The following is a 6,263-nucleotide window of genomic DNA, read 5'->3' as shown; positions in this document are numbered from 1 at the left end:
CGCCCCGCCGGTGACCGGGTACCGGCACCGGCAGTTCCCGGACCTGCTCACCCAGTCCAAATGGGTGCGCGGGAAACCCTGGACCCGGGAGGAACTCGAAGACCCCCTCGAAGACCCCGACCCGTAGCAGCACGTCCTAAGAATTCTCCGGGCAAAAGGAAACCGCCGATTTTCCCTTAAAGGAAAATCGGCGGCATCCGACGTGCTTGCTCAAGTCTCAGCTATTTTTTGCTGCTCCCAGAACGAAGGCATCCTCGGCATTCTCAATCGGCCCGGCCAGCGGATCGTCGGTTCCGTCAGCGCGCACGACATCGCGTTCAGGATTGCGGATATCTCCAACGATCTTGATGCAGATATAGATCAGCATTACCATGTGGGCCAAGATGCCCAGGCCGTACAGGATCTCGATAGTCCAGCTTCCACCGAAGTATCCTCCGTCGGACACTGCCTTGGCGCTCCACAGCCAGACAACCGCCCAGTGGAATACCTCCACCAGCTGCCACACCAGGAATTCGCGCCACTTCGGACGGGCAAGTACGTACAGCGGGATCAGCCACATCACGAACTGCGGCGAGTACACCTTGCCCAGCAGCAGGAAGGCTGCGACGATCAGGAACGCGAGCTGGGCCATGCGCGGGCGGCGCTTGGCGGTCAGCCCGAGGTAGGCGATGCCCAGGCAGGCCAGTCCGAACAGCCCGTTGGACAGCAGCGACATGGTCGAACCCGACATGCCGGTCCCCGCGAAGGCCAACCACATCGAGGAGTTGCCTGCCGGGCGGTCCCCGGAGAACGTGTAGAAACGGCTCCACTCCTCAAAAGCTGTCAGCATGAACGGCACGTTAACTGCCAGCCAGGCAACGACGCCGGACACCAGCGACACCCAGAAGTGGCGCATGCGCCCCGAGCGCAGGCACAGCACCAGGATCGCCCCGAAGAGGAAGAACGGGTACAGCTTGGCGGCGGCTCCGAGGCCCAGCAGCACGCCAGCCAGCACGATGTGCTTGCGCGAGAAGGCCAGCAGACCCAAGGTGGCGAGCATGACGGCCCACAAGTCCCAGTTCAGCTGGCTGGTGAGGATGATTCCCGGAGCCAGCGCGACCATGATGGCGTCGCGGCTGCGATGCCGGGCGGCGTAGGCGATCGCCACGACGATCACTGCCCAGCAGATGAAGGACAGCGCGGAGTTCAGGTCGAAGTACGCCAGCTGGCGCTCCGGGGAGAACCCGATGCCGGGGATCATCATCGCGGTCACGCCGGCGACGATGGCCAGCAGCACCGGGTATTCCAGTGCCTGCTCCGGCGGCAGTCCGGTGAAGTACGGGAACAGCTTGTCTGCCATGCCGCGGGTGCCGAAGAGCTGGGTGAAGTCCGAATAGCACATGTGCAGGTGCTGCTCGGCCGCAGGCCAGGCGTTCACGCGGCACCACTGCTTGGTCAGCACCGCGACGACGGCGCCGACCGCGGTCAGGACCAGCAGCCATAGGATCACCGGACGCGTCGCCTCGCGGGCGTTGAACAGGGTCTTAACCGGTTGCATCACGGTCCTGTTGCCTCGTTTCTTCTGGATTGGGAATACGTAGGAATTTGCGGGTCCGCGGGCTGAGCCGGCGTCCCAGGTGGCCGAACAGCGGCGCGGTCTTCGGGTCGATGAACACCATGTAGGCCACGCAGAGCAGGCCGACCAGGGCGGCGAAGATCCGCATCCACAGCAGGGAGAACCACTGCGCCACCGAGAGCTGGTCGACGACGCCGGCGATCGCCAGCACCAGGCACAGCACGTAGAGCAGGCGCTCCTGGCCGACGCTGAACTTCTTGCCCAGGGCGAAGAACGGGATCAGCCAGAGCAGGTACCAGGGCTGGATGATGGGGGCCAGCAGCACGCTGGCCGCCAGCGCGTAGCCCGAGTAGAGCAGCGGATTTCCCGACGGCTTGCGCAGCGCCAGCCACGCGATGACGGCCATGCTGACCACCTTGAAGATCGCGTAGACCACGCCGGCCACGGTGCTGATGCTCCCGCCGAACAACGATCCGATCCAGCCGACCAGCAGGCCGAGCAGACCCACCGGCGCATACGGGAACGCAGCGTCTCCAGAGCTGGCCATGCCGCTGATCCAGCCGAACCACAGTCCGGTGGCGGCGCCCAGGGCGGCGAGGATCGCGGTGGTGAGCACGGTGATCCACAGCCAGACGCGCACCTTGGAACGCAGCCGGGCCTCGGGCTTGAGCATCGCCAGTCCCAGGAAGGGCAGCGCCAGCAGCATCACCGGCTTGATCGCGATGGACAGCGCCATGGCGATGGTTCCCAGCACGCGGCGCTTGCGGTAAACCAGCAGGAACGCCAGCAGCACGCCGCCGAGCATCAGTCCGTCGTTGTGCACGCCGCCGACCATGTTCATCAGGAACAGCGGGTTCACCACGGAGACCCACAGCGTCCAGGACGGATCGCCGCCGAGCTTGAGCGCCAGCCGCGGAATCGCGTAGATGCACAGTGCGACGCCTGCCACCGCGACCAGCCGCATCATGACCACGCCGTACTCGGGGACTCCCCCGGAGACGAAGTAGGCCAGCCGTGCGTACATCAGGAACAACGGGCCATAGGGCGAGGAGGATTCGGCCCACAGCGAGTCCGCGCCCTGGGCGAACCAGCCCGGAAGCTGGGAGACCCAGTTCTCGTAGGGCGAGAGCCCGGAATGCATGAGCCGCCCCTGCCCGAGGTACGAGTACACGTCCTGCGAGAGGATCGGGAAGGAGAACAGCATCGGCGCGGACCAGGTCCAGGCCGCCCGGCGCATCAGCCCAAGCGCCTGCGCACCCAGTGACCTGGTCGTCTGGCGCAGTCGCAGCCAGGCGCGGAACATCAGCACGGTGCCGACGGCCAGCAGCAGGGTGCAGATGATGACGCCGACGGTTTCGGCGCGCAGCGGGAGCACCAGCGGGGATCGGGCAAGCACGGATTCCTGGGCGTAGGGCAGCCAGCCCACGCCCCAGGAACCGCAGGTGACCATGACCGAGGCCAGCAGCCCCTGGAGGATCGGCCCCTTAGAGTCCTGCAGGCCCGGTCGCCGTGGTCCGGCCGCGGACTGTTGGTTTTCGCGGTGGATCGGGACTACGATGGCGCGACCTCGTCCTTCTTGGGGCCGCCCCGGAACACCCTCAGCCATTGCTTGGAGGGCACCAGTCCGGTGAAGAGCGTACGGGTGCGCGGATCAAGGTAGGCCAGGTAGAACATCGCGACCCAGGAGATGCCGGTGGACAGGTGCTTGACCCACGGGTCGAGGTCTCCGAGGAACTGCCAGATGAACAGCTGGTCGGCGGCGCCGAAGGCGATGAAGAATGCGGTGGTGAAGTACACCCAGACGATCTGCCAGTCGTCGCGGATGCCGGTCACGGCGAAGAACGGCAGCAGCCACAGCAGGTACCATGGCTGCACGATCGGCGAGAGCACCACCAGCGCGGTGAAGGCCAGCGCCATGCGCTGCACCAGGTGCGATGGCTTGCCCTTGAAGATCAGCACGAGCACCAGCACCACCGAGAGCAGGCGCCCGCCGACCTTCAGCACCGGGAGGATCCAGTTGGTGGGCAGCGAGAAGGCCTCGAAGATCCCGGAGAGCAGCGCGTTCAGGGCGCCGACGGGGGCGAACAGCACCGACCCGGTGCCGGTGCCCAGCATGACCTTCAGCCAGCCGATGCCGTAGCCGTTGGCCAGCCCGACGGCCAGCATGATCGCGGCGAACAGCGCCAGCGTGTAGCACCAGTAGAGGATCTTGCGCGGCCACTTCGCGTCGGTTCCGGCCCACAGCAGGCCGATGAACGGCAGCAGCACCATGGTGATCGGCTTGATGCCGATGGAAGCCGTCATCAGAACCACCGCGAGGATGCCGCGGCGGGTGGCGGCGTAGTAGGTTGCCGCCACGGCCAGGCCTACCATCACGGCGTCGTTGTGCGCGGAGGCGACGAAGCTGATCAGGAACAGCGGGTTGGCGACGGTGATCCATGCGGCCTTCGCCCCGGAGACGTGGTGCAGGGCCGCGAGCTTCGGCACGTAGATCAGGCACAGGATCACCCCGGCGAAGGCGATCAGGCGGAAGAGCAGCACCGAGAGGTCGGGGCTGAAGCCGACGGCGCGGAACACCCAGTATTCAAGCAGCAGGAACAGCGGGCCGTACGGGGTTTCGTCCTGCGCCCAGGTGATGTCGGTGCCCAGCTGGAACCAGTTGTTCAGCGAGGAGATGCCGGTGACATACGGGTCCTGCCCGGCGTCGACCAGGCGGCCCTGGCCGATGTAGGCGAAGACGTCTCGGGAGAAGATTGGCAGCGCCAGCAGCATCGGCGCCGACCAGATCCAGACGGCTTTCTTGACCGCCTTCAGCGATTCCGGGCCCCAGCCCGCGTGGATCTGGCCCAGCCGCAGCCAGGCACGGAAGAGGATCCAGCAGCCCAGGGTCAGCACCACGGTGGAGGTAATGACGCCGGCGTATTCGGTGCGGATGGCGATCAGCAGCGGATTGCGGTTCATCGGAGAGACGCTGGCCAGCCAGCCGACGCCGAAGGATCCCAGGGCGATCATGACCGAGCCAAGCAGCCCCTGCCACAGCGGGTCGAATCTCGCGCGGCGGGCGGTCGCCGACGGGGCGTCTGCCGCTGGCCGCGCTGCGGATTCCTTCCGCATATCTGGCGCCATCTTTTCCCTTTCGCCGTCCTCGAACCGCTCGGGGCGGCGGTTTGCCGCGCGTACTTTGCGCATGTCAGCAGGCCGAATCAGACCCGCTGCGAAGTGCTCCCACGGCCGGGCGTAGGACGCCCAAAATTACCAAAGAATCAAGCGAAACTCTAGCATGCAGGGCTGCGCCAACCCTGGACGACAGCCCGCGTGCGAAGCGAATCACACCATTGGATTTCCGGCGGCGCGTGGAACCGGCGGAGAATGAAAATCACCCGGCCGGAAACAGTGTTTCCGACCGGGTGATCGTTTGGGGTGAGTAACGGGGTTTGAACCCGCGACCTTCTGGACCACAACCAGACGCTCTACCGACTGAGCTATACCCACCATGTTCGCTTTCATACCAAGTCAAAACGCTTTTGCGTGGTGACCCCGCATTCGGCAACGAGAAATACTATACACACATTCTCCCGGTGCTGGCCAATTGCGAACGCCCCCGGCGGCTGTGGGTTGCATCACCCGCCGCCGGGGCGCCGTCGATTGACTCCTAGGAAGGGTTCGACTTGATCTCGGCGGCGATCCCCGCGGCTACTGTCGAGGTCGGACCCGGCGCTGGAACCATGACCGCGGCGCGGTAATAGCGCAGCTCGTCGATCGAGTCCTTGATATCGCCCAGGGCGCGGTGGTTGCCGTCCTTGGCCGGAGCCGAATAGTAGGCCTTGGGATACCAGCGGCGGCTGAGCTCCTTGATCGTGGACACGTCGACGATGCGGTAGTGAAGGTGCTCGATCACCTCAGGCATATCGCGCACCAGGAAGGTTTTGTCGGTGCCGACAGAGTTGCCTGCCAGCAGGGCGGTCTTCGGCTCCGGGGCGTAGGCGCGGATGTAGTCCATGACAATGGCGGTGGCCTCGGACATGGTCATGCCGCCGTCGAGCTCCTCGAGCAGGCCGCTATTGATGTGCATGTTGCGGACGAAGTCGCCCATCTGCTCCAAGGCCTGGGGCTCGGGCTTGATCACGACGGATACCCCGTCGCCCAGGACATTCAGTTCGGAGTCGGTCACCAAGACGGCGACCTCAATCAATGCGTCGTTTTCCAGGCTGAGCCCGGTCATTTCGCAATCGATCCACACAAGTTTTTCTGCAGAAGTAGGCATGAACTCAAATTTACCCCACCTAAAAATGCCATGTTCGGCACCGGAAAACGTGAATTGGCGTTTCCTCAAAGTTTCGGTGTATAGTAATTCTCGTTGCCAAGGACTTCGGTTGAAACGCAATCGCGTTGTGACTAGGTTCAAAGTGAACATGGTGGGTATAGCTCAGTCGGTAGAGCGTCTGGTTGTGGTCCAGAAGGTCGCGGGTTCAAACCCCGTTACTCACCCCAATATCGAGGTGCGAACCTTCGACTGTTGACGCAGTCGAGGTTCGCACCTCGTTTTCATTCCGGACATTTCACCCATCAATATTCCGCAGCATTCCGTCGGTCCGACTGGTCGCATTTTGCCGAGCACGACAATTGTCGAACGACGCTCCTGATTCGCCGGGCTAGCCAGCTCATTGGCGCTTAGCCACCCCAAGCTCGACCCCGGCGGACCGCAACA

General features: G+C 64.3%; 4 protein-coding genes and 2 tRNA genes. 1 reads left to right on the top strand and 5 read right to left on the bottom strand.

Going from position 1 to position 6,263, the window contains the following annotated elements:
• Nucleotides 1–217: 217 nt before the first annotated feature.
• The 5 genes from RF641_RS02470 to orn all read right to left on the bottom strand — a co-directional run bounded on the left by RF641_RS02470 (nucleotide 218) and on the right by orn (nucleotide 5,819).
• Nucleotides 218–1,537: a glycosyltransferase family 87 protein gene (locus RF641_RS02470; RefSeq protein ID WP_424572422.1), complete on the bottom strand. Its 1,320-nt coding sequence runs from the start codon at nucleotides 1,535–1,537 to the stop codon at nucleotides 218–220.
• Nucleotides 1,524–3,161 carry a polyprenol phosphomannose-dependent alpha 1,6 mannosyltransferase MptB gene (mptB, locus tag RF641_RS02465; protein ID WP_147407270.1) on the bottom strand — a complete coding sequence of 546 codons (1,638 nt, stop codon included), beginning with the start codon at nucleotides 3,159–3,161 and terminating at the stop codon, nucleotides 1,524–1,526. Before mptB (RF641_RS02465) ends, RF641_RS02470 begins: the two co-directional genes overlap by 14 nt.
• Nucleotides 3,107–4,669, bottom strand: a complete 1,563-nt coding sequence (gene mptB / locus RF641_RS02460) for a polyprenol phosphomannose-dependent alpha 1,6 mannosyltransferase MptB (protein WP_424572417.1) — start codon at nucleotides 4,667–4,669, stop codon at nucleotides 3,107–3,109. Before mptB (RF641_RS02460) ends, mptB (RF641_RS02465) begins: the two co-directional genes overlap by 55 nt.
• A gap of 302 nt (nucleotides 4,670–4,971) precedes the next feature.
• Nucleotides 4,972–5,047 (bottom strand) — tRNA-His (locus tag RF641_RS02455).
• A 160-nt stretch (nucleotides 5,048–5,207) separates the two neighbouring features.
• The gene (gene orn / locus RF641_RS02450; protein WP_424572416.1) at nucleotides 5,208–5,819 is read right to left on the bottom strand and encodes an oligoribonuclease; all 612 of its coding nucleotides are present in this window, start codon (nucleotides 5,817–5,819) and stop codon (nucleotides 5,208–5,210) included.
• 151 nt (nucleotides 5,820–5,970) lie between these two features.
• On the opposite strand from orn, the gene RF641_RS02445 reads away from it, so the two are divergent.
• Nucleotides 5,971–6,046 (top strand) — tRNA-His (locus RF641_RS02445).
• Nucleotides 6,047–6,263: the final 217 nt, after the last annotated feature.

It is taken from the genome of Arthrobacter sp. 'calajunan', from assembly GCF_046940185.1.
GTDB lineage: Bacteria > Actinomycetota > Actinomycetes > Actinomycetales > Micrococcaceae > Glutamicibacter > Glutamicibacter soli.
The sequence above is the reverse complement of the archived record's forward strand: the minus strand, read 5'-3'. Positions and strand labels throughout refer to the sequence as shown.

Bases quoted from the DNA above. Each gene is read 5' to 3' on its own strand.
- RF641_RS02470 (WP_424572422.1), bottom strand. From the start codon at position 1,537: ATGCAACCGGTTAAGACCCTGTTCAACGCCCGCGAGGCGACGCGTCCG.
- mptB (WP_147407270.1), bottom strand. From the start codon at position 3,161: ATGGCTGAGGGTGTTCCGGGGCGGCCCCAAGAAGGACGAGGTCGCGCC.
- mptB (WP_424572417.1), bottom strand. From the start codon at position 4,669: ATGCGGAAGGAATCCGCAGCGCGGCCAGCGGCAGACGCCCCGTCGGCG.
- orn (WP_424572416.1), bottom strand. From the start codon at position 5,819: ATGCCTACTTCTGCAGAAAAACTTGTGTGGATCGATTGCGAAATGACC.